The sequence below is a fragment of the Bacillus aerolatus genome (assembly GCF_009183655.1).
Lineage (GTDB): Bacteria > Bacillota > Bacilli > Bacillales > Domibacillaceae > Pseudobacillus > Pseudobacillus aerolatus.
Map to the genome: position 1 here is coordinate 88,870 of NZ_WEIO01000006.1, position 21,556 is coordinate 110,425.

Annotated in this window: 20 protein-coding genes; 5 read left to right on the forward strand and 15 right to left on the reverse strand. The window is 41.3% G+C overall.

The window, feature by feature from the left end; translation table 11 throughout:
- Positions 1–28 precede the first annotated feature (28 nt).
- Positions 29–508, forward strand: coding sequence for a zinc metalloprotease (locus F9802_RS11455; protein WP_152152060.1), 480 nt, complete (start codon positions 29–31; stop codon positions 506–508).
- A 47-nt stretch (positions 509–555) separates the two neighbouring features.
- Here F9802_RS11455 and F9802_RS11460 read toward each other — a convergent pair whose 3' ends face one another.
- The 4 genes from F9802_RS11460 to F9802_RS11475 all read right to left on the reverse strand — a co-directional run bounded on the left by F9802_RS11460 (position 556) and on the right by F9802_RS11475 (position 4,604).
- Positions 556–975, reverse strand: a complete 420-nt coding sequence (locus F9802_RS11460) for a universal stress protein (protein WP_152152062.1) — start codon at positions 973–975, stop codon at positions 556–558.
- Between the two features lie 48 nt (positions 976–1,023).
- A complete protein-coding gene (locus F9802_RS11465; protein WP_152152064.1) occupies positions 1,024–2,502 on the reverse strand; it encodes a SulP family inorganic anion transporter in 1,479 nt (492 codons plus the stop codon).
- Between the two features lie 244 nt (positions 2,503–2,746).
- Positions 2,747–3,169, reverse strand: a complete 423-nt coding sequence (locus F9802_RS11470; protein ID WP_152152066.1) for a DUF2935 domain-containing protein — start codon at positions 3,167–3,169, stop codon at positions 2,747–2,749.
- A 103-nt stretch (positions 3,170–3,272) separates the two neighbouring features.
- Entirely contained in the window at positions 3,273–4,604 is a 1,332-nt protein-coding gene (locus F9802_RS11475; protein WP_152152069.1) for a CoA-disulfide reductase, read from the reverse strand.
- A 187-nt stretch (positions 4,605–4,791) separates the two neighbouring features.
- Between F9802_RS11475 and F9802_RS11480 the strand changes: the two genes are divergently transcribed.
- The gene (locus F9802_RS11480) at positions 4,792–5,613 is read left to right on the forward strand and encodes an MBL fold metallo-hydrolase (RefSeq protein ID WP_225435310.1); all 822 of its coding nucleotides are present in this window, start codon (positions 4,792–4,794) and stop codon (positions 5,611–5,613) included.
- Between the two features lie 134 nt (positions 5,614–5,747).
- On the forward strand, positions 5,748–5,936 hold the full coding sequence (locus F9802_RS11485; protein ID WP_225435312.1) for a YozQ family protein: 189 nt from the start codon (positions 5,748–5,750) through the stop codon (positions 5,934–5,936).
- A 143-nt stretch (positions 5,937–6,079) separates the two neighbouring features.
- Here the strand turns inward: F9802_RS11485 and F9802_RS11490 are convergent, their stop codons facing one another.
- From F9802_RS11490 to F9802_RS11515, 6 genes are all read right to left on the reverse strand, one after another.
- Positions 6,080–7,180, reverse strand: coding sequence for a GerAB/ArcD/ProY family transporter (locus F9802_RS11490; RefSeq protein ID WP_152152073.1), 1,101 nt, complete (start codon positions 7,178–7,180; stop codon positions 6,080–6,082).
- A gap of 152 nt (positions 7,181–7,332) precedes the next feature.
- Complete coding sequence (locus F9802_RS11495) at positions 7,333–8,433, reverse strand: GerAB/ArcD/ProY family transporter (RefSeq protein WP_152152075.1); 1,101 nt, start codon at positions 8,431–8,433, stop codon at positions 7,333–7,335.
- A 59-nt stretch (positions 8,434–8,492) separates the two neighbouring features.
- The gene (locus F9802_RS11500; RefSeq protein ID WP_225435313.1) at positions 8,493–8,756 is read right to left on the reverse strand and encodes a hypothetical protein; all 264 of its coding nucleotides are present in this window, start codon (positions 8,754–8,756) and stop codon (positions 8,493–8,495) included.
- Positions 8,722–9,903, reverse strand: a complete 1,182-nt coding sequence (locus tag F9802_RS11505; protein WP_191991902.1) for a Ger(x)C family spore germination protein — start codon at positions 9,901–9,903, stop codon at positions 8,722–8,724. The genes F9802_RS11500 and F9802_RS11505 overlap by 35 nt, the downstream gene beginning before the upstream one ends.
- 48 nt (positions 9,904–9,951) lie before the next feature.
- Entirely contained in the window at positions 9,952–11,508 is a 1,557-nt protein-coding gene (locus F9802_RS11510; RefSeq protein WP_152152273.1) for a spore germination protein, read from the reverse strand.
- 331 nt (positions 11,509–11,839) lie between these two features.
- Complete coding sequence (locus tag F9802_RS11515) at positions 11,840–12,118, reverse strand: GNAT family N-acetyltransferase (RefSeq protein ID WP_152152275.1); 279 nt, start codon at positions 12,116–12,118, stop codon at positions 11,840–11,842.
- Between the two features lie 253 nt (positions 12,119–12,371).
- On the opposite strand from F9802_RS11515, the gene trhA reads away from it, so the two are divergent.
- A complete protein-coding gene (trhA, locus tag F9802_RS11520) occupies positions 12,372–13,016 on the forward strand; it encodes a PAQR family membrane homeostasis protein TrhA (protein WP_152152079.1) in 645 nt (214 codons plus the stop codon).
- Between the two features lie 114 nt (positions 13,017–13,130).
- Here the strand turns inward: trhA and F9802_RS11525 are convergent, their stop codons facing one another.
- The 4 genes from F9802_RS11525 to F9802_RS11540 form a co-directional block, all read right to left on the reverse strand.
- On the reverse strand, positions 13,131–14,303 hold the full coding sequence (locus F9802_RS11525; protein WP_152152081.1) for an aminotransferase A: 1,173 nt from the start codon (positions 14,301–14,303) through the stop codon (positions 13,131–13,133).
- A gap of 95 nt (positions 14,304–14,398) precedes the next feature.
- A complete protein-coding gene (locus tag F9802_RS11530; RefSeq protein ID WP_152152083.1) occupies positions 14,399–15,172 on the reverse strand; it encodes a class II aldolase/adducin family protein in 774 nt (257 codons plus the stop codon).
- Between the two features lie 22 nt (positions 15,173–15,194).
- Positions 15,195–16,145, reverse strand: coding sequence for a D-2-hydroxyacid dehydrogenase (locus F9802_RS11535; protein ID WP_152152085.1), 951 nt, complete (start codon positions 16,143–16,145; stop codon positions 15,195–15,197).
- A 12-nt stretch (positions 16,146–16,157) separates the two neighbouring features.
- Positions 16,158–17,822: an amidohydrolase gene (locus tag F9802_RS11540; RefSeq protein ID WP_152152087.1), complete on the reverse strand. Its 1,665-nt coding sequence runs from the start codon at positions 17,820–17,822 to the stop codon at positions 16,158–16,160.
- 262 nt (positions 17,823–18,084) lie between these two features.
- Here F9802_RS11540 and F9802_RS11545 point away from each other — a divergent pair, with 262 nt between their 5' ends.
- A complete protein-coding gene (locus F9802_RS11545) occupies positions 18,085–19,479 on the forward strand; it encodes a sigma-54 interaction domain-containing protein (protein ID WP_191991904.1) in 1,395 nt (464 codons plus the stop codon).
- Positions 19,480–19,570: 91 nt separating this feature from the next.
- Here F9802_RS11545 and F9802_RS11550 read toward each other — a convergent pair whose 3' ends face one another.
- Positions 19,571–21,169, reverse strand: a complete 1,599-nt coding sequence (locus F9802_RS11550; RefSeq protein WP_152152091.1) for an amidohydrolase — start codon at positions 21,167–21,169, stop codon at positions 19,571–19,573.
- Between the last annotated feature and the right edge of the window lie 387 nt (positions 21,170–21,556).

Sequence of the window (21,556 nt, forward strand, 5' to 3'; positions counted from 1 at the left end):
CAAGCGACGTTAACAAAGGGGTTTTTGTATGTTTACACTTAATGATATGGCAACTTTTGCTTGGGCATTTTTTATCACGCTTCCCCTTACTTTGATTATTCACACAGGCGGGCATGCTTTTTTTGCTAGAATCTTCGGCGGCAAAGCTAAATTAACGGTCGGCAGAGGAAATATTATTTTTACTGTAAAAAGAATAGAAATCCGCAAGTTTTATTTTATTGATGCGGCTTGCTATTACGATGGAATCAGGAAAGACAGACGCTGGAAACATGCGTTAATTTACGCGGGAGGACCGCTGTTTAATGCGTTGTCCATCATTATTATTAATGGGCTGATTCACATGGACATCTTGCCAGTCCATTTATTTTTCTACCAATTCGTTTACTTTTCCGTGTATCTTATTTTTTTCTCCGTTATACCGGTCGATTATGGTGAAAATAACCCAAGTGACGGCAAAGCTATATACGATGTATTGAAATATGGAAAAGTATACAAAGAGTTTTATTAAAACACAAAAAGAGCGAGCGGCACCTTAAACGATACCGAACGCTCTTTTTATTTAACAATCATAACTGGACATTTTACTCGTTTAGCTACTTTATGGCTGACACCGCCAAGAACAAATTCCTGCAGCTTGTTCAATCCCCGGCTGCCGATGACAACAAGATCGACTCCGAACTCATTGGCATAGGCTGCGACCGCAGATCCTGGTTCCCCGTGCTTGACTTTGACCGTATAAGCGACTCCAGCGTTTTGTAAAATCTCTTCATGTGGTTTTAGTCTTAGCGACCGTTCTTTTTGAATAGTGATGATGCTGTCTTTATGCAAGATGTCTGACTTAGATTGGTTGTAGTCGATAACAAATAAAATGTCTACTTTTGAATCAGGTATGTGCCTGGCAATTTCCGCGGCATGCCTAGCTGCCCGGATCGAGTGATCAGAACCGTCTGCAGCAAGCAATATATGCTTATACATATTCATCCCTCCGAAAAACGGAATCTATAATAAGTGTACACATAACAATTATTGGCCTGATGCTTTTGGCCCGGGCTTATAGGACATAGCTAGCCGGTCAACGAGCTTCATGCTTGGCTCATTTAATCCGATTAATGAGACGGCTTTTCCGTTTTCACGAAATTTCATCACAATCCGGTCAATTGCACCAACACCTGACTCGTCCCAAACGTGGGCATTTGAAAAATCAATAATGACGAAATGGACCTTTTCCGTATAGTTAAAATCGGCAATAAAATCAGTGACTGAAGCGAAAAATATTTGGCCGTTTACTTCATAAATGGCTTTGTCGGCCGGATGGACACTTTGCTTTTTAACGTGTACTTTCGATATTTTTACTACAAAGAAAATGGCACTGAGTAAAATACCCGACATAACGCCGATCGCCAAGTTGTGTGTAGCGATAACGATGGCCACTGTTACAAGCATAACGATTGAATCAGTTAATGGATTTTTTTTCATTAGTTTAATAGATGCCCAATCAAATGTGCCAACAGATACCATGATCATCACCCCTACAAGGACAGCCATCGGAATTTGAACGACTAAGTCACCAAGAACAATAATTAAAAACATGAGGACAGTCCCCGCGACGAAGGTCGACAGTCTGCCGCGGCCGCCGGATTTCACATTGATTACTGACTGGCCGATCATAGCACAGCCGGCCATTCCGCCAAACAAACCGGCAGCAATATTCGCCAAACCTTGCCCGCGGGCTTCCTGGTTTTTATTGCTTTCTGTATCTGTCATATCATCAACAATCGAAGCAGTCAGTAAAGATTCCAGCAAACCGACAATCGAAAGAGAAATGGCATAAGGAAAAATAATTTTCAATGTTTCGAAAGTAAACGGAACGTCAGGTATGAAAAAGGCTGGCAAGGCTTGTGAAATGTGACCTAAATCGCCAACAGTCCGCAAGTCAAAATTCGCATAAAGAGTCACACCTGTTAAAGCAATGATGGCAACGAGGGGTGACGGCACTGCTTTTGTAAAGCGCGGCAACAAATAAATAATAGCCAGCGATGCGGCTACAAATCCATAAGTAATTGCATTAATTCCAATAAAATGCGGAACTTGCGCCATGAAAATTAAGATGGCCAGCGCATTTACAAAACCAACCATGACAGAACGCGGAATAAATTTCATAAACCGCCCAACATTTAAATAGCCTAAAATGATTTGAATGACCCCGGTTAATAGAGTAGCTGCAAGTAAATACTGCAAACCGTAGTCTTTTACGAGCGTCACCATCACGAGCGCCATCGCTCCTGTGGCAGCTGAGATCATTCCTGGCCGTCCCCCGGCAAAAGCAATAACTACCGCAATACAAAAGGAGGCATATAAACCGACCATCGGATCCACGCCAGCAATGATGGAAAAGGCAATCGCTTCCGGTATAAGCGCTAGCGCCACGACAAGACCTGCGAGTATATCTCCGCGTACATTTCCAAACCATTCTTGTTTTAGTTGTGATAAAGACAAACTCATACGTCACCTCTGTTAAAATATTTTGTTGACTACTAACGCTCATAGCAGTCGGGGCCGTTTTTAACAGAAGCTATCATATCACATCTAAAACACTCAGGAAAGAAGGGTAAAAACGTATACAACCCATTGTATTCTCTATATTTCTCTTTTTTACTTTCTTTTTATCCTTTTTTCACATACGATTAGGAGCTTCTATATTTTTTGGTTGAATACTAAAAAGAGCAGCCTGAAGACTGCTCCAAAATTAGGCAGACAACAAAGCCCGCGCAATACCGATGAAGTATTCTGATTCTCTGATAATGTGGTTTAACACCGCTATGGCGATCGGGTTGTCTTGTACCGCTTTGCTTTGTTCTTTGATCTGTCGGCAAAGTTCAATAAAATCCATGCTTTGCTTAAAGCAAAACTCTGTTAATTTCAGTACTTCCTGATGAAGCGCCGCGGGAATATAATTGCCTGAGCGGGATATTGATTCAATAAACTGAACAATTTTTTGATGGGTTTCCGCAAGCGAGTTTTCCCACTTTTTTAAAGCGTCCACATATTTCTGCTCTAAATTAGGCAGCAACTCTCTTATTACTACTGTATGTTCTTCTTCTTGATGTTTCCAAAATTCTGCTTCATCCAATATTCGGAGCGGCATTTGCGGCCCGTAGTAAAATTGCATACATTCCCCTCCCTGTCGGTCATATATAAAAACATATGAAAGGGGGACAAGTATTATGAGTTTTGTCAGGTAAGGTGTAAATCAAAAGTAAAAGTATAATGAGTTACTTCGCTCTTCTCGCCGCCTGCTGCAATGGATCCCATACACTATTAAATGGAGGCGAATAGCATAAATCTAAATCTTCCAGGTCTGCTATGGTCATTTCGTTAAAAATCGCAGTCGACAGTACGTCGATTCGCTTATCTGCTCCTTCAATTCCGAGAATCTGGCCGCCAAGGAGAAGGCCGTTGTCTTTCCGGTAAACAATTTTTAGATGGAGCGGCGCGGCATCCGGATAATACCCGGATTTGTTTTTCGTCGTCGTGTGCACGCAATCATAAGGCAGCTGCAATGTTTTTGCTTCTTTTTCAGAAAGACCTGTCGTAGCTATGGAGAGATCCATAAATTTTAACACCGAGGTGCCTGTTACTCCTTTAAAGGCTCGTCTGCTGCCGCTCATATTCATGCCGGCGATCCGTCCTTGTTTGTTAGCAGTTGTGCCGAGCGGTATGTAGGCCGGCTCCTTTTTGACGAGGTGGTAATGAGTAGCGCAATCCCCTGCCGCATACAAGTCAGGAATGAATGATTCTAAAAATTCATTGACGATTACCGCTCCATTCTTCAACATTTTTACGCCAGTATCCATTAAAAAGCCTGTATTAGGGCGGATGCCGACAGAGACGAGAATGAAGTCTGTTTTGTATTCATGTTTATCAGTTATTACTTTTTCTGCTTTGTCTTTACCGATAATTTCGATCACATTTTCTTTTAAAATAAGCTCAATTCCTTGTTTTTCAGCTTCTTCGTGTATATACATAGCCATTTCTTCATCGAGCATGCCGGCGACATGTTCACTCCGCTGAATAATGCGGACATGCCGGCCCGTTCGTTTGAAGTTTTCTGCTGCTTCCAGTCCAATATAGCCGCCTCCAATAATAGTGACATCTTTAACCTTTTCATCTAATGAAGCGAGTATGCGCTCTGCATCAGGAATGGTTTTTAACAAATGAACGTTTTCGGTAGTGGCGCCTTTCCAGCTCGGAACGTTAGGACTTGCTCCGGATGCGACTAGTAATCGGTCATAAGAAAAAGTAAAAGGTTCGTTCGTCAATGTATTCATTCCTGAAACGGTTTTCTTTTTGACATCCACTTGTTTGACTTCGCAATACACTTTGGCATCGATGTTGTATTTATGGCGAAACGTATCGACCGTGCGGGCAATTAAACGATCAGTGGACTCAATCACGCCGCCTACTACATATGGCAGTCCGCACTGGCCATAAGAATAAATGCCGCCTTTTTCTAACACGGTGACATCTGCTTGTTTATCCTTTCGGATGATCTGCATAGCCGCGCTCATGCCGGCAGCATCTCCGCCAATAATGACATATTTCATTTACTTCTCCCCATTTCCGCTTTTGTGACTCTTTTCTCATAGTTTATCCAGAAAGCCCATCACTAAACTTTTTGTACTCATATATAGAGAAAATACGTGATTTGAACTTGGATGATTCGACAGCAAGTTTTTTATCTTACCATTGTGGAATAGTAAAGGAGAAAAGCGAATAAAGGAGGAAATAATTTTGGAAAATAGCTTTATCCCCGCCACTTCCATCAATAGCGGCAAAGTAGTGGCCATCCAGCCCGATATTCACATGTATACTGTACAAATTGTCAATCTTTTCTTTGTCGGCAATAAAAGTGACTGGGTGCTCGTTGATGCAGGTATGCCCCGTTCTGCTGATAAAATTTTGGAGGAAACAGAAAAGCTTTTCGGAAAGGGAGCCAAACCAAAAGCCATCATTCTTACACATGGACATTTTGACCATGTAGGAGCACTGGAAGAACTTGTCCAGCGCTGGGATGTACCGGTTTATGCGCACGAAATGGAACTTCCTTATTTAACTGGAAAAAAAGATTATCCGCAGCCCGATGCGTCCGTTGAAGGCGGAATGGTCGCGAAAATGTCTCCTATGTTCCCGACAGAAGCCATTGATATCAGCAGCAAAGTGCAGGCGCTGCCGGCAGATGGAACGATTCCTCCAATGCCGGGATGGCGCTGGATTCATACACCGGGTCATTCACCGGGACATGTTGCTTTATTCCGGGATGCGGACCGTGTGCTGCTTGCCGGCGATGCGTTCGTGATGGTCAAGCAAGATGCGCTGTATAATGTTCTTACTCAGAAAAAAGAGTTTCAAGGACCTCCGCGCTATTTAACGACCGACTGGAAAGCCGCTAAAGCTTCGGTCATTAAACTAGCTGAGTTACAGCCGGCAATCGCAGCAACAGGTCATGGAGAAGAAGCAAAAGGCGACGAATTAAAAGAGGGGCTTGCTCATTTACTTGCCCATTTTGAAGAGATAGCCGTTCCGGACTACGGACGCTACGTCGATGATAAATAAACAAGGCACAGCAGGGCAGCTAATGGCTGTCCCTGCTGTTTATATAGATGCTTTCCTTACCTTGATATTTTCACTGAATAATTAACAGGCACCACCCACACACTAAGAAGACGACTTTTGAAAGGATGAAATCCATGAGTAAAAAAGAAGAAAAAACACCAGCCGGAAAAACATTTCAGTTCGATCATTACGAGCAGTCGGGAGAAATTGAAAAAGGACTGGCTGTCACTCACGAACAAGTGAGCGACTCATATACTGAAGGCACGATTGATGGTGAAATTGACGAGCTGGCTGCCGCTGTTAAGGATTTTCCAAAGCAATAAAAAAGGCCGATCGGCCTTTTTTTTATTGCTTGAATAACACATCTTCATAACATGAGCAACTTAAAAGAGCTTCTCCCCTTTAAAAGACTCATCAAATATGGACAAGCCCCCTATCGATGTGGGGAAGCATGAAAAACGCCAAGTCAACTAGTTTTAGATCCTATCTGCTTTCTTTTCCTTACGACAGCAACTACTAATAAAAACAGAGGAATAAAGACTTGTATGAAATTTGCATAAAAAGGGAGTGCTGTGTTTTGATAACGGCTAAATTCCATTGTGCTGGGCAGCGACCAAAAGCTAAATTGCACAATCAAAATTCCGATCGGCCATATAATGGGCCGGTAATCCGAAAGATTTAGCCACTGGGCGGTACCTAATGCAACCACATAGTAAAATACGGAGATTTTGACAAACGCCCCGACAATCCAAATAGCCATGATGACGGCATCTAGGTTTTCGAAAAAGTCAGCATAGCTGATGTATCGGCTTGCGATCATCAAAGGATACTCCTTAGAGGCTGTCGTTATACCGAGTACAAAAAGAACAATAAGATTCACTACCACTAACGTAATCATCACGACAAACACTGTGATCATTCCGTATTTCATTCCTTTTTCCCTATCTGCTAAAAAAGGCAGAAAAAAAAGGATCAGAAAAATTTCCGTAAACCATGCACTTGGCATAATCGCCCCTTTGATCGGAGGCATCATTCCTCCTTCTAATATTGGGAGTATATTTCCAATTTCAAAATTAGGGCTTAACAAGGGGATTAAAAGGATGAGCGGCACGACAAAAACAGGAAAAAACAATTGAGCGGCTCTTCCCAATACTTCTACCCCTCCGTACACAACAACAGCACAGAGGAGCACCATCGATGCGATGATGACAATAAGTGGGGTTTTGAACAAAAAAAAGGTGACAATAAATTCACCATAAGCCCGAGTAATCTGCCCGGTGCTTTGGATACAATAAACTAAGATGAAAAAACTGAGAACTTTTCCGGGAATCCGTCCAATAATTTGTTCACTAAATTGAATCACCGTTTGACTCGGATAAAGTTTATGCAAGCGAACAGCTATATAAGCTGTCGCAAACCCAGTAAGGGACGCCAAAATAGGCGACAGCCATAGATCTTGTTCAGCATATGCCGCTGTAATGCTTGGCACCGAAAGAATGGCGGTAGCGACAATCGCAGGATACATCATCATGGCCATCTGCAGGGATGAAATTTTGCCTTTCTCCATTATCTTTCTCCTTCCCATGAACGTATTGAAACACCGCAATCACAACAGGTATTTTTCTACGAATTATCCAACTGGCTTGAAAAGAATTTCCATCCTTTAAGAGACTCTTCTATGCAGGATATCGAATATGAAAAAGCATACAAAATGTCAAGTCAACTAGTTTTAGATCCTGTTTGCTTTCTTTTCCTTGCGACAGCAATCAACAGTAAAAACAGAGGGATCAGCGTTTGTGTCAATAGTCCCCAAAGAGGGAAGGCTTCGAAATCAAAACGCGCTAATGCCATTGTGCTCGGTAACGACCAAAAGCTAAATTGTACAATCAAAATTCCTATTGGCCATATAATGGGCCGATAATCCGAAAGATTCAGCCACTGGGCAGTACCTAAAACAGTCACGTAGTAAAATAGAGAGGCTTTGACAAATGCCCCGATAATCCAAACAGCCATGACAATAGACTCCAAATTTTCGAAAAAATCAGCATAGCTGATGTATCGGCTGACATTCATCAAAGGATAGTTCTGTGAAGCCGTCGTTATACCAAGTACGAAAAAAACAACAAGATTCACCACCACTAACGTCATCATTGCGACAACAACCGTTATCATCCCATATTTCATTCCTTTTCTCCTATCTGATAAAAAAGGAAAAAGAAAAATGATAAGAAAAAATTCCGCGAACCACCCGCTTAGTACGATCGCTCCCTTGATCGGAGGCATGATTCCCCTCTCTAATATCGGGAGTATATTTCCAATTTCAAAATCAGGGATCAATAAGAGGATTAAAAGGATAATCGGTATGACAAAAACAGGAAAAAATAATTGGGCGACTCTTCCCACTACTTCTAAACCCCCATGCACGGCAAATGCACAGAGAAGTGTCATTGATACGATGATCGCACTAATAGGAGTTTTAAACAGAAAAGAGCCGACAATAAATTCACTGTATGCTCTGATCATATGTCCTGTAGTCTGAATATAAAAAAACAAGAATAAAAAACCGAGAACTTTTCCCGCAAACTGGCCCAGGATCTGTTCACTGAATTGGATCACTGTTTGCTCCGGATAAAGTTTGTGGAGTTTATAAGCTATATACACCGTCACAAATCCGATAAGGGAAGCCAAAATAGGTGACAGCCATAAATCTTGTTTAGCATATGTCGCCGTGATGCCTGGAACCGAAAGGATAGCGGTAGCCACAATTGTGGGATACATCAACATGGCCATCTGAAGGGATGAAATTTTGCCTTTCTCCATTATCTTTCTCCTTCCCGTGAAATGTATCGAAAAACGAAATCACGCCGCAATTACGGCAGTTACTTTTCCATAAACTTTCCAAACGGTCTGAAAAGAGCTTCAATCCATGCAGTGGGCCCTCCCATATGTTGGAGATCGAACATAGACAGTCCCCAACCGATAAGAAGCAGCACACCAAATGCCCATTTGTCTTTTTTGGGGGCTTGCTTCATTTTTGGCCATTGAAATAAAATGATTACGATAATAATGACAGCAGTAGCAAAAAAAGCCCCCCACCTCACTTTTCTTTCACCTTTTCTCTTCCCTTCTTCTCTCCGATTCATTGATATTGCCCTGTCTTTGAATATTGGCATCAACGTAGATGTTCACTTTCACCTCTGGAAACACTTCCTCCCAACGATGTTCGGCTTGCTTCCACTGTTCCGGGTATTTCCGATGAAATTCTTTGGCAAAATCTACAATATCCGCTTTCAGCTTATGCTGCACTTGTCCGATCGTCGACTCGATATACTTTTTGATATCCTCTTCATACACTTTTTCTATCATTTTTAGTGATTTTGGATTGTTAAGATCCAAATTCGTACCGTTTTGTATGACACTTCCCTCTGTTTGTACCTTCACAACCATTTTCCATTTTTCACCTTGTATTTGTGGAATGAGATCGAGGTGGACCGATATCGGGTTTAAAGATATGCCTCCCTTTGTATCTTTCGGTTTTACGGTAACGGTGTAGTCTTTTACTTCATTCTTCAGCCATAGTAGTCCTCTTGTTTTCCGCTGGGAAATCTGGCCAATCATTTGATCGTTTTTAAACACAGCTGTTGCAAAATTTTTTACAAACTGGTAGGATACCTCTTCACTTTTTTCGGTTACAATTTTCAAGTATGGAAGAGCAGCCGCTTGGGCTTCGCTAGCTAGCATCTCACCCAAATCTTGCAATGTGACTTTCATCCCAACACCTAACTTCGCTTGCTCTCGGATGGCTTCCGATACATCGCGTTCTAAAAGAGTTTGTAATTCAAGGAGACGTTTTGCTTTTCCTTCACTGACAAATACATCTGCTCTCTCCCTTGGCTGTGGATGGCGGAGCAGGAAATCGACATGATCTTGTATTCCTTCCTTGGCCGCCTTTTCGCCAAATATAAATACTTTACATTGTCCCCAAAAGACTTTTCGGGGCAATTCGCTTTGAACCATTGACAGAGCTTCTGCCACATTGACTCCTTTCTGAGATATTACCAAGGTAGTCTTTCCTGTGCCTCCTCCTTCACTTCCCCCTCCTTGACCGCCTCCTCCCCCTAATGATTTAGGAACAAAAACTTGTACGGAGAGTTCAACTTGATTGTCCCCCTTTTTGTCAATCGCTGCTGCGGTGACAATGGCTAAATCATTAACTTCCTGTCGGTCCCAGCAGCCGCTTAACAAAAGAAGTAATCCGCTCAAGGAGAGCAAAAAAAGGATTCTTTTCATAAAATGACTTCCCTTTCTTTTCACCAGCATACTTGTTCGCCTCTTCCGTTAATTTCCAGATTCTCCTCCCTTTTTTGAACTCGGTGCTTGCCCCTGAGCTTGACGATATACATTAGATTCGCCAGTAAAATGTGGGCGTGTACCCATCTTCCACAAAGGAGATTTCCACAGTGCATCCTTCAGCTCCCGGCCTTTTAACGGTGCCAGCGGTGCTAAGTAAGGCTCACCGAAGGAACGCAAGCTGCATAAGTGAATCGCTATCGCGATGATTCCCATTGTAATTCCGAGCAGCCCTAAAGTGCCGGCAAAAAAAATGATTGGAAAGCGGAGCATTCGGACGGAGATTGCCATAATATAACTAGGTATCATAAAAGAAGCAATTCCCGTAATCGCTACCACAATGACCATTGGTGCTGAAACTAGTCCTGCTTGAACAGCCGCTTGACCAATGACGAGTGCTCCAACAATACTGATGGCGGAGCCAACCTGTTTTGGCAAGCGAACCCCTGCCTCCCTGAGCGCTTCAAACGTAATTTCCATCATCAAGGCTTCTACTAAAGCAGGAAAAGGGACTGTTTCTCTGGCAGCGGCGATACTTAACAACAGTGCCTGTGGTAACATCTCTTGATGGAACGTCGTCACGGCTACGTAAAGCGCTGGAAACAGAAGAGAGATGACAAAGAAACCATAGCGCAGCCAACGGATAAAGGTGCTGATCATAAAGCTTTGATAGTAATCCTCCTGTGATTGCAACAAAGAAAAGAAGGAAATAGGGGCAATTAACGTAAATGGAGTGCCTTCTACTAAAATGACGATACGTCCCTCTAGTAAATTCGCACAGGCGACATCCGGCCGTTCGGTTGACTTGATCTGAGGGAATGGCGAGTACGGGTTGTCCTCAATCAATGCCTCGATATATTCACTTTCTAAGATTCCATCGATCTCAATTCGTTGCAGCCGATTGGTTGCCTCGTCAATCAGTGTTTGATCGGCAACGCCTTCAATATAAGCAAGGGCAACAGTCGTCCTTGTATAACTTCCAATTTTCATGGATTGTATTTTAAGAGCTGGACTTTTAATAATGCGCCGCAATTGCGCCGTACTTACTTGCAGCGATTCAGTAAATCCCTCACGCGGTCCCCTAATTCCGGACTCTGCTGCAGGTTCTTCAATGCTTCGTTTTTCCCACTTGGCCAAACTTAAGGAAAATCCGTCACTTCCCCCTTCATACAGCAAAATGGGATTTCCAGTTGAAATGGATTCGATGCAATCCGCCAACAAATTTACTTTTTTTACATTGGAAACGGGCAGTTTATTTTCAAGCAGCTCATTGAATGGTTGTGACTCATTGGCTGTTTCCTGCATGAGTGGGGAAAGAACATTTTCGTCAAGCCCCTCAACATCTGAAAGACCATCAATATAAATAATCATGGCTCTTGTTTTTCCGAAAATTGAGAAAGGACGAAAAACAACATCTGAACAGTTCTCATAAATGGAACGAAAGATTTCAACATTTTCGTTAAAACTTTGATGAAGCGCATCCTGCGGCTTAGATTCTTGTTGATTCTGTTTCTTTTTTTTTGTTTTCCTTAACAGTTTACTCATATTCCGAATCAAGCTAGTCCCCCCATTTTTTTGCAAGTGCTTTGCCCCTTTTTCTATAGTTCCATATTTAGGTGCTTCTATACAAAAACACCAAAATTCCACCAAGGTAATTTCATTTGAAGTACGGCTTAAGGTGATAAATATTTTTATTAATGGGAAATCACATTCGAACAGTGCGGAGTGGGCGGCATGATAAGTGAACTCTTTCGTAATCTCACTTCAAGGTTTGCTAAGTAGGAGCATATGTATTTGCTTATACTATTCATTTTTGGAAAAGTTCTCAGTCATGAATAATGTTCAAAAAAAATAAGTAAAGAGGCGAAGTGCCTCTTTACTTATTTTTTGCCAATACATCGATATAGTCACTGTTTTTTTCTAATTTCGCTTTCGCATATGAGCAAGTCGGTACGATCTTTTTGTTTTGTTCGCGGGCGTAGCTGACGGCTTCATTAATGAGCTGGCCTCCCACTCCCTGACCGCGAAGCTCATCTGAGACAAATGTATGATTCACTTCTATTTGCTCAGCCCCTGCTGGAACGTAGGATAGCTCTGCCATCGTTTCCCCGTTTTTTTCAACGAAAAACCGGCCGTTTTCATGTTTAACATCCATCACTTATTCATCTCCTTATTATTCGTAGAGTGAGCTTTCTTAAAATAAGTGTAAACATACAGAACTTGTTTTACAAATCAAATCGATTGACAGCAAATTCAAGTTGTAGAAATAGTTTCGTCAACTGTTGCACTGATAGATTCGCTTTTTTAAGACTTCCCTTTGCTTCCCGATTACAAACCGGCTTTAATAATGATTTTATTCCAATCACTGTGTTACACTAAACACATATTGTTTTAAAGGAGTGTTTTCCATGGCAAATACGCATACTTTCTCAAAAGGAGAGGAAATTGCCAATTCGATTACGCATGGGATTGGAGCTTTGCTCAGCATTGCGGCTCTCGTGCTGCTGATCGTCTATTCATCATTGTACGGCACAGTCTGGCATGTAGTCAGCTTCACTATTTTTGGCGCAACGATGCTGCTGCTTTATTTATCTTCCACGCTCGTGCACAGTTTCCCTGCAGGCAAGGTGAAAAACGTTTTTGAGATCTTTGACCATTCTTCGATTTACTTTTTCATCGCAGGCACGTACACTCCTTTTCTGTTTTTGGCGGTAAAAGGTGCGCTCGGCTGGACATTGTTCGGCATTGTGTGGGGGTTAGCAATCTTCGGAACGGTATTTAAATGCTTTTTTGTAAAGAAGTTTTTAAAAACATCCACTCTTTTATACGTATTAATGGGCTGGCTGATCGTATTCGCCTGGGATACACTCGTGCAAAATCTTTCTGCGGGAAGTATGGCTCTGTTAGTAACCGGCGGGGTTTTATACACGATAGGCGCTATTTTTTACGTGTGGAGAGGTTTTAGGTATCATCATATGATCTGGCATTTGTTCGTTCTTGCCGGAAGTGTGACACACTTTTTCTCCGTGTTTTATTTACTGCCAGAATCATAAAAAAAAGAATCGCGTCACTTCATTGACGCGATTCTTTTTTATTGTGGTTTATTCAGATAAGTTTTGGAAAGAAGCAGACTTCAATAGCAAGGCTTATTTCTTCCACTCTGCGGGCTAATTGGCCGCTGCACTTAAAGCGGTTTTCTTTAGAAATCGTTCGATGCGGTTACATCCTTCCTCCAACTTTTCCATTGAACATGCAAAAGAAATTCGGATATAGCCTTCCCCAAGCTCTGAAAAGGCACTTCCCGGCACGACTGCGACCCCTTCTTCTAGTAATTTGAGGGCAAAATCAAGAGATGTCATATTTGTATATTTAATAGAAGGAAATAGATAAAAGGCACTCTCAGGCTTCACTACATCCAGCCCCATTGAAACAGCCCGCTCATAAACATAATCTCTTCTTCGCTTATACTCTGCTTTCATTTGTGCCACTTCATCCATTTCTTGCGTTAAAGCCTCAATTGCCGCATATTGACTGATTGTGCTCGCACAAACCGTATTAAATAGGTGAACTTTTAATAGTTCAGCCGTAATCTCAGAAGGAGCTAAAACAAAGCCAATTCTCCATCCAGTCATCGCATGTGATTTAGAAAGTCCATTAATCAGAATCGTTTTCTCTTTCAATTCAGAAACAGAAGCAATGGAATGATGTTGTTTATCGTAAACAAGCCCACTATAGATTTCATCAGACAAAATAAAGATATTCTTCCCTTTTAATAGATCGGCTATTTTCACTATCTCTTCTTGATCAAGCGTACATCCTGTTGGGTTGGATGGATAAGAAAGAACGATGCAGCGGGTATTTTCAGTGATTTTCTCCTCAATCATAGCAGCCGTCACTTTAAAGCCCGTTTCCCTCGTATCTATATAAACAGGTACCGCACCGCATAATTTAATCGTCGGTTCATATCCTGGATAGACAGGTCCTGGGATAATGACCTCACTGCCTTCTTCCAAAATGGCACGAAAGGTCATATCGATTGCTTCACTCGCACCGATTGTTACAATGATTTCATCTTCCGGACGATAAGAAAGGCCATAAAGCCGGTTCATATAATCACTAACTGCTTGTCTTAATTCAAGCAAACCAGCATTATGTGTATAGGCTGTTTGATTGTCATCAATCGCTTTCTTGCCGGCCAATTTTATTTTTTCAGGCGTCGGAAAATCCGGCTGACCTAACGTCATATTAATGATAGTAGGATCAGTAGCTGCCTTGTTAGCAATAGCACGTATGCCTGATACTTCTATTGATTTTAGCTGTTTATTTACTAAATTAATCATATCTTAGTTCTCCTCTGCAATGAAAAAATGATTTTTCTATCGCTCCCAATCATTAGAAAAAAGGGAGACTTTTTAAGTGGTCGGGAGCTGTTTGATTATCCTAAGAAATCTGGCTCTTCTTTTAAAATCTGATCATACAAAGGCTGGAAGTTACCTACTCCTGCAAGTGGGAATCCGATTTGTTTGGCTGTTAGCTCCGCATGTGATTCTTCAATTAAAATCGGTTTGCCGATTTGCTCTGCCAACACTTGTGTTTTGCACGCTTCTTCCATGAAAACATACCACCAGACCGCTTCCTCGACTGTTTGGCCGACAGTTAATAATCCGTGATTTTGTAAAATAACCGCTTTATAATCACCTAGTGCCTGAGCGATCCGTTTTCCTTCGTCCAGTCCATGAACGAGGCCTGTATAATCGTTAAAAATTCCGTGATCTTTATAAAATGCACAGCTGTCTTGCGTAATCGGATCGAGCAGTCTTCCCGTCGTTGACCATACTTTTCCATACGGAGAATGGGTATGAGCAGCTGCAGCTGCATCTGGTCTTGCTGCGTGAATTTGAGAATGGATCGCAAAGGCCGCCCGATTGATCGGCTTCTTCCCTTCAACAATTCTGCCTTCGTGATTGACGAGAATAAGGTCGGAAGCTTTAATTTGGCTAAAGCTCATCGTAAATGGATTCACCCAAAAATGATCGGTTAATTCAGGGTCACGAACAGTAATATGGCCAGCTACCCCCATATCAAATCCGCGTCGGGCCAAAATCCGGAATCCGCCAGCTAACCGCTGCTTGCAATGTAAACGCTCTTCTTCATAGTTTTTAAATTTTTTTACTTGTATAGCATCTTCTTCTTTATAAGTTTTGCTCATTATATCTCTCTCCTCTTATTCATTAATATCCTTTTGCTAACTCAATATAGTAAGGCGGCTGCTCATTTCGCTTGTATGCCTCCCAGTTTAAGGCGACCTTTTCAATCGCCCGGTCAAAAAAACGGTTGGATACCGCTGCAATATGCGGAGTAATGATTAAATTCTCCACATTCCAAAGCGGATGGTCCCCTGGCAGCGGTTCCGGATCTGTAACGTCAATAGCCGCCCCTTTAATTTCCTCGTTATTTAAGCTTTCGATTAGTTCCTCGGCGTTGACCAATGTCCCCCGGCCGACGTTGATGAAATACGCACTTTTTTTCATTGTCTGGAATTCCTTTTGGCCAAAACAGTGATACGTTTCTTTTGTCGCTGGAAGAAGCAAGACGACAAAATCACTTTTTTGCAGTACATCTATTTTTTGATCCATCGTATACATTTCATCAAAATGAGGTTTGATCTTTCCATTCGTATTTACTCCGATCACTTTCATCCCCAGCAATTTGCATCTTTCTGCGATAAATTGACCGATCCTTCCAGCTCCGAAAATAGCGACCGTCTTGCCGTATATTTCTTGATCCATTTCTTTGCGATTCCATTCTTGTATTCTTTGAGATTTCTCATATTTACGAATGGCACGAGTAAAGTAGAGAATCATACTAAGTACATACTCAGACAGAGGGATACTGTGAAAATCTTGAATATTCGTTAATAAAATCCCCCTTTTCATAAGCTCCTTCATTGGGATCTGTTCAACGCCTGCTTGAAACACTTGAATCCACTTCAGCGACTTCATTGAGTCCAAAGTCGTTTCATTGACTTGAGCTCCGTATGTAAGGAGTATTTCCACCTTATCGATCGGAAGGTTTGCGTTCATTAAATCCGGCTCTACTACTACTTCCATCGGATAAACTAATTCCGCTATTTTTTTAACGTATTGATCATCCATTTCATGTGGCAGTGAAATTAATAACATATCTCTTTCTCCTTAAATATTTGAATAGTCTAATTTGCGGCTGGCTTCATTTGTATAAAAGGTGTCTTTGCCATCTATACACTTATACATCACTTTTCCTTCAACCATCGTCATTTGAACATTGACATCTTTTATTTCATCTTCTTGTATAGTGAAAGGATCTTGATCAAGTACGATAAGATCAGCATATTTGCCAACAGCTAAGCTGCCGATGATCGGCTCATCAAATCCGCTATAAGCGGCATCAATTGTGTAAGCTTTTATCGCGTCTTCTACAGTAATTTTCTCTTCTGTGCCTAACTGCTGACCTTCAATTGTTTTGCGGGTCACTGCTGAATGCACGCCATGGAATGGGTCGCCGCTGCAGACAGGCATGTCAGAGTTTCCAGGTGCAATAATTCCGTATTTTTTAAATGATGCGTGCGGGAAAATACGTTTTGCCCGCTCCTCCCCTAAGTTTCTTAAGTAGCTGTCGCCTATCGAGTAAATAAATCCTACAGAAGAAGCAGCAACGATATTGTTTTTAGCGATTCTTTCCAGATGATCGGTTGTTGGGAGAACAACATGCTCAATTCTATGTCTCATTGACTTTATTTTTTCCGGATTGCCGCTTTGTTCAATGGCCTGCAGAGCCATTTCGATCGCTCGGTCACCAATTCCATGTATCGATATCCGTAAATTATTGTTCATCGCTGTGCGAACATGCTGATTAATCATTTCTTGGTCCATATACGTAATACCGGTATTATCTGGATCGTTCTCAAACGGCTCTGAAACAGCAGCTGTTTTGCCGCCAACACTGCCATCAAGCATATACTTGAGCCCTTGAATGTTCAGTCGATCATTACCAAAGCCGCTTTCAATTCCCATAGCGAATGTTTCTTCCTGTACGCCTCCCCAGCCCATTTGTGTCAAAGCCCATAGCCATAGCCGCACTTTCAAGACGAGTGTGTGTTCGTTGGACATCTGTTGATAAATTTTCATTTCCTTTTGCTTAACACCCATATCGTGAACCGTAGTAATTCCCCATTTTAGGAAATGCTGCTGGGCTTGTTCCATCGCTTTTTTCAATTCACTGACAGAAAAAGCCGGTACATTAAATTTCGTAACAGCATTTTCTTGAACGAGTCCGCTAAACTGACCTGTAGCAGGATCTTTATGAAATCGTCCTCCTTCTGGATCTTCAGGGTTTGACGGCAGCCCGCATACTTCAAGAGCTTTACGGTTAACGACTGCATTATGATTGCATATACGCTTTAACAGCACCGGATGGTCAGGAGCAGCAGCGCTTAATTCGTCAATCGTTGGAAACCTTTTATCTTTCAGTCTCGTATCATCCCAGCCGTTGCCAAGAATCCATTCTCCTTTTGGAATCTCTTTGCTCTTCTCTTTCACTTTTTGAAGAATATCGGCAGTCGTCGGAGTGAATTCATACCGTAAGTCAAGTTTCAATAACTCAGCAGCATATTCTAGCGGATGAGCATGGCTTTCTATCATACCTGGCAAAACAGCTTTGTTTTTTAACTCCACGACTTTCGTGGAGTTTCCTTTAAAAGATTCTGCCTGCTCATTGATACCGATGATTTTTCCGTCTTTAATGGCTAATTTATTGGCGACGGGAATCGTTTCGTCCATCGTATAAAACTTTGCATTGTGAAGTATTACATCTGCGTACATGTGATCACCTTCCTAAAAATTGATGCTCGATTCTATAAATGCAATATCTGTGCCAACGAGAAAAAGTTTTTTCAACAAAAAAATCTTTGAATTAGCTTATACTCGTTCTGAAAAACTGGACTTTTCAGTTATACAACATTCTTTCGATCCATTTTTGGTTCACGATTTCGTTAACGGATCAATTGAATACGTTTTCTTTTTCTGATACGATCTGTTTATGGATCAAAAAATCACTTTTAAAAGCAATTAGGCGGTGATAATAGTGAAAAATGAAAATCTTTTTGATATTTTAGATTCTTTAAATGACGGCTTTTATATTACAGATGTAGAAGGAAACACTGTTTGGGTGAGCAGAGTGAGCTGTGAAATGTTAAAAAAGACGCGGGATGAGCTAATAGGAAAAAATGTTTGGGACCTTGAAAAGGAAGGTTTATTTTCTCCTTCTGTGAACCGGCTTGTTTTACAAAAGAACGAGTCGATCTCAATCATTCAAACGATCAAAGGACATCATCAAAAATGGCTCGTCAGCGGACATATTGTTAGAAATAAGCACGGAAAAATAAAATGGGTTGTAACACATGGAAGAAGCATCAATCAAGATTTGCTTTCCACTACGCAGCATGCGGAAGTGGAAGCGGTTCTTAATCGCTATGTACAGGAATTGCGGCATTTACAAACAAAAAACGAAAAAATCGATGGTGCGAATCCGTTAATTGGGGAGACGCCTCATTTCAAAAAAATGATCGGACAAGCAGAAAAAATCGCTGTTTCGGACGCTTCCGTGTTAATTACTGGAGAAACAGGAAGCGGAAAGAATGTGTTTGCCAATTATATTCATAAATTAAGCGATCGGCATGATAAACCTTTTATCCAGGTAAACTGTGGAGCGATTCCGGAAAGTTTGTTTGAATCGGAATTATTTGGTTATAAGAAAGGGGCATTTACTGGTGCATCCGGGAAAGGAAAGATTGGCCTTGTGGAAGTAGCAGAAGGCGGTACGCTTTTTTTAGACGAAATCGGGGAACTTCCCTTACATTTGCAAGTGAAGATTTTGCAATTAATTCAGGATAAAACCTACTTGCCGATTGGTGAAGTGTACCTTCACAGTGCTAATGTACGCATCATTGCAGCGACAAATAAAGATTTACTAAAATTAGCAGAAGAAAATAAGTTTCGTGCGGATTTATTTTACCGGTTAAACGTTTTATCAATGAAGGTCCCTTCTTTGCGTGAACGCCCTGAAGATATTTTCTTACTTTTGCAGCATTATGTCGGTGTTTACAATAAAAAATATAAAGCGAATAAAACGTTATCAAGAGAAGCAATCACTGCCCTGCAATCCTATTCATGGCCGGGCAACATCCGAGAACTTTCGAACACAATCGAAAGAGTGATGGTCATGTCCGACCATGATCAAATTGAAATTGATGAACTCCCAGAAAGCTTTAAACATAGCAGAGAAAACTCTTCCTTTATTCAACATAAAAATGATTTAAATAAACCATTGAGAGGGTATCTGAATGATATTGAAAAAGAATTCATCCAACATAAGTTACAAGAATCAAAAACAACGCGAGAAGCAGCGAAATTATTAGGTATCCCTCAATCTACTTTAATGAGAAAAATCCAAAAACATGGGATCAATAGCCACGATTGATAAATGATCATGACGTTAACGCGATTATCATAACAAATAAACAAGGCGGTGATCCCTTGTACAGAACACCGCCTTGTTTATTTTCTAACACTTACTTCTGATAAACGATCTCTCCACCTACAATTGTCATTTCAATTTCGGTATTTAAAAGTTCATTCGGATCTTCCATCAATAAAAGGTTGTTCGAATAGACAGTCATATCGGCTAATTTCCCTCTTGTTATCTTTCCTTTTTTGTGTTCTTCATTTGTCGCATAGGCGCCGCCTATCGTAAACACCTTAAGAGCATCGTATATAGATATTTTTTCTTTCTCATTCCAGCCGCCATGAGACTGCGAAGGATCTCTCCGTGTGACGGCCGCATGAATGCCTAACAATGGATCAAGAGGTTCTACTGGTGCATCCGATCCGCCTGCACATAATACACCTGCAGAAAGCAGCGATTTCCAGGCATACAAATGCTGGATTCTTCTCTCTCCGAGTCTCTCTTGCACCCACGGAAAGTCCCCAACTAAAAATCTTGGCTGAATATCTGCCACAAGACTTGGGTCCGCCAGACGTTGTATTAAGTCTTCCCGCAGCACGGATACATGGATGATACGATCACGATGCTTCGCTTTTGGAAATTGATCGAGTACTTGCAACACATTTTCCACCGCTTGATCGCCGATTGTATGGACGGCAATTGGCATCGAATGACCTCTCGCTTCTTTAACCATTTTATAAAGCGTTTTCTGATCGTACTGCGCTTCTCCAAATTGGTTTGGTGCATCATGATAAGACTCTGAAAGCAGCGCGGTTCTTCTTCCGAGCGCGCCATCTGCAAAGATTTTTATAGCTCCTATTTGCAGTTTGTCATTCCCATATCCGGCATACAGACCTCTTTCTTTTAAGCGGCTAAGAAAAGGATAATCAATCAGGAGGTTGCATCGCAGTCCTTTTTGCTCTTTGTTCAGCAGTTCATCATACATTTTATATGTTTGATCAAAACCGCCTAAATAAAGAGGATCATTCGTATGAACACTTGTTAATCCCTGCTTTATTGCGTATTTCATCGCTTGTTCCAGCGCGTGTTTTAACTCATCGTATGTTCTCTCTGGTATGTACTCTGTAATAAGGTTGGAGGCTGATTCAAGCAGCAAGCCTGTAGGTTTTTTGGTACCGGGATCAAGAAGGACATTTCCACCTGTTGGAACAGTGATCGCGGGATGATAATGACACAATTCAAGTGCTTTGCTGTTAACGAGAAAGGCATGGTGACAGACCCGCTTTAGAAAAATCGGACAATGAGGTGCAACATGATCTAACTCTTGTATAGTTGGTATGGTTCCGTCAATAAAGAGATTCTCGTCCCACCCGATTCCTAACAGCCATTTACTTGATGGGATCTTATTCGCTCTTTCTCTTATTTTTTCCAGCATGTCTCTTTTGGATGTCACACCTGTTAGGTTCAAATCCAAATATTGAAAAGCAATACCCGACAGATGAAGGTGACTGTCGGTCAAGCCAGGAGTTACCATCTTTCCTTGTAAATCAATAACTTTTGCATTATTTTTTCCCCATTGCAAAACCATATCTGCATGTGATCCAACATCTGTAATTCTTCCATTTTCAACGACTACCGATTCAACTATCGGCTGATTGGCATCAAGCGTGTAAATGGCTCCATTTGTATATATTGTTTTTGACATAATAGTCCTCCAGCATCGGGTGAAATTGATTAAATAGCATATAAATCATTAAGAAATGATTCTATGTACAAGCTTGCCGATCATTTCAACAGATTTTCCGAACAGAAGTTTCCCACTTCAATCGTTAGGTAAGTGGTGGATAGTTGACTCAATCAATGCGGACGTACAAGGCTACAATTATTGTAGCAAAAAATACAGACATGAATAATAAAATGGCTGAAAACCTCTCTATGTATGTTTGAAAAATAGAAATCCTCCTCTCTTTTCGCTAAAAACGATCCACTTTATGATCTTAGATCTAAAAATGGATCGTTTAAAATCAACTATTTATTTATGTTGAATCAACTATGGATCAAAAGCTATTAAAGAAATTGTTTTCGCTTTTAT